The sequence below is a fragment of the Rhodoferax sp. genome (assembly GCF_030646845.1).
Lineage (GTDB): Bacteria > Pseudomonadota > Gammaproteobacteria > Burkholderiales > Burkholderiaceae_C > Rhodoferax.
Map to the genome: position 1 here is coordinate 1 of NZ_JAUSLE010000053.1, position 2,461 is coordinate 2,461.

3 protein-coding genes are annotated in these 2,461 nt (G+C 62.1%); all 3 read left to right on the forward strand.

Annotated elements, in window-relative coordinates:
- Positions 1-10: 10 nt before the first annotated feature.
- Positions 11-1,705, forward strand: a complete 1,695-nt coding sequence (aceF, locus tag Q7T10_RS12825) for a dihydrolipoyllysine-residue acetyltransferase (protein WP_304748793.1) — start codon at positions 11-13, stop codon at positions 1,703-1,705.
- Between the two features lie 19 nt (positions 1,706-1,724).
- A complete protein-coding gene (locus tag Q7T10_RS12830) occupies positions 1,725-2,312 on the forward strand; it encodes an MFS transporter (RefSeq protein WP_304748791.1) in 588 nt (195 codons plus the stop codon).
- Positions 2,313-2,327: 15 nt separating this feature from the next.
- On the forward strand, positions 2,328-2,461 hold a 134-nt coding region (locus Q7T10_RS12835; RefSeq protein WP_304748796.1), incomplete at its 3' end, for a biotin/lipoyl-containing protein.

Below are 2,461 nucleotides of genomic sequence, written 5' to 3' on the forward strand. Positions count from 1 at the left end.
AAAGAGACACATGGCACTTATCGACATCAAAGTCCCGGACATCGGCGACTTCGCCGAAGTCACCGTCATCGAACTGCTGGTCAAGCCCGGCGACAGCGTCAAGGCCGAACAGTCGCTGATCACGGTCGAGTCCGACAAGGCCTCGATGGAAATTCCGTCCAGCCATGCGGGCGTGGTCAAGGAGATCAAGGTCAAGCTCGACGACAAGGTCAAGCAGGGCTCGGTCGTGCTGACACTGGACGTGGCCGGCGCCGCTGAATCTGAGCCAAAACAGGCTTTGGCGCCCGCTGCATCTGCCCCGGCAGCTACTGAAACAGAAGCGGTTGCCGCGCCAGAAGCGCCAGCGCCAGCGGCGGCCCCGGTGGCAGCGCCTGCCGCCGCCAGCGGCCCGGTCGAAGTGCATGTGCCCGACATTGGCGACTTCAAGGATGTGTCGGTCATCGAGATTCTGGTCAAGCCCGGCGACAGCATCATGGCCGAGCAGTCGCTGATCACGGTCGAGTCCGACAAAGCCTCGATGGAAATCCCGTCGTCGGCCGCCGGTGTACTCAAGGAGCTCAAGGTCAAGCTGGGCGACATCGTCAATATCGGAGATTTGCTGGCTATTGTGGAAGGTGCTGTGGCCCCTGCGGCTGCCGTTGCGGCACCAGCCGCTGCGCCCCACGCCGTGGCTGCAGCCGCGCCAGCGGCAACTGCAACTGCAACTGCAACTGCTACCGCCTCGTTGCCGGCAGCAGTACCCGCCCATGAACCCACCGTGGCGCCGCGCGGCGACCTGCCGCACGCCTCGCCGTCGGTACGAAAATTTGCCCGTGAACTCGGCGTTCCGCTGGCTGAAATCAAGGGAACGGGCTACAAGGGCCGCATCACACCCGACGACGTCCAGGCCTTCACCAAGGCGGTGATGACGGGCGCCATCCGCACCGAAGCCCAGGTGGCCAAGGCACCCGCAGCCACCGGTGGCGGCGCAGGGCTTGACCTGCTGCCATGGCCCAAGGTGGACTTCACCAAGTTCGGTCCGGTCGAGCGTCAGCCGCTGTCGCGCATCAAGAAGATCAGCGGCGCCAACCTGCACCGCAACTGGGTCATGATTCCGCACGTCACCAACCACGATGACTGCGACATCACCGACCTGGAGGCCTTCCGCGTCTCCACCAACCAGGAAAACGAGAAGTCGGGCATCAAGGTCACCATGCTGGCCTTCCTGATCAAGGCCTGCGTCGCCGCGCTCAAGAAATTCCCCGAATTCAACGCCAGCATCGACGGTGACCAGATCGTCCTGAAGCAATACTTTCACATTGCCTTTGCGGCCGACACGCCCAATGGCCTGATGGTGCCGGTGATCAAGGACGCCGATAAAAAAGGCGTCATGCAAATCTCGCAGGAGATGAGCGAGCTGGCCAAGAAAGCACGTGACGGCAAGCTCAGTCCGGCCGAAATGTCAGGCGCCTGCTTCACGATCTCGAGCCTGGGCGGCATTGGCGGACGTTACTTCTCGCCCATCATCAACGCGCCCGAGGTGGCGATTCTGGGTGTGTGCAAGTCCGGCATCCAGCCGGTGTGGGACGGCAAGGCCTTCCAGCCGCGCCTGATGCTGCCGCTCTCGCTGAGCTGGGACCATCGCGTGGTCGATGGCGCGGCGGCGGCGCGTTTCAACGTCTATCTGGGCCAGATCCTGGGTGACTTCCGCCGGGTGCTGCTATGACGAACACGGGGCATTCGTTGTGACGACCGTGGTCGTGGTCAAGAAGGCCGGCCACGTGGCGATTGCGGCTGACACGCTGATCACCTTTGGCGACACGCGCCTGAGCCACCGGTTCGAGCCCAACAGCAAGCTGTTCAAGCTGGATACGCCGGCGGGTGTGAGTTACGTTGGGGTGGCGGGCACCGTGGCGCACTTTCCCGTGTTGCGCAAGGCGATGACCGCCTTGCCCAAGGACCAGCTCAAACTGGGCAGCAAGGACGAGGTGTTTGACACGTTCACCCGGCTGCATCCGTTGCTGAAAGAAACGTTTTTCCTGCAGACCAAGGAAGACGACAACGACCCGTATGAGTCAAGCCAGTTCAGCGTGCTGATTGCCAATGCCACCGGTATTTACGGCCTGTACAGCTATCGTGAAGTGTTTGAATTCAATGAGTTCTGGGGCATTGGTTCGGGGCGGGCCTTTGCGCTCGGCGCCATGCACGCCACCTGGGGTAGCGCCAAGACCGCTCGTGAATTGGCCGCCATCGGCGTTCATGCCGGGTGCGAGTTCGACAAGAACTCCGCCGGACCGATCGAAGTATTCACCGTCAAGTTGAAGACGAAATAAGAAGCGAGACGACACATGGCATCCATCGACATCCAGGTCCCCGACATAGGCGACTTCGCCGAAGTCACCGTCATCGAGCTGCTGGTCAAGCCCGGCGACACCATCAAGCCCGAGCAGAGCCTGATCACCGTGGAGAGCGACAAGGCCTC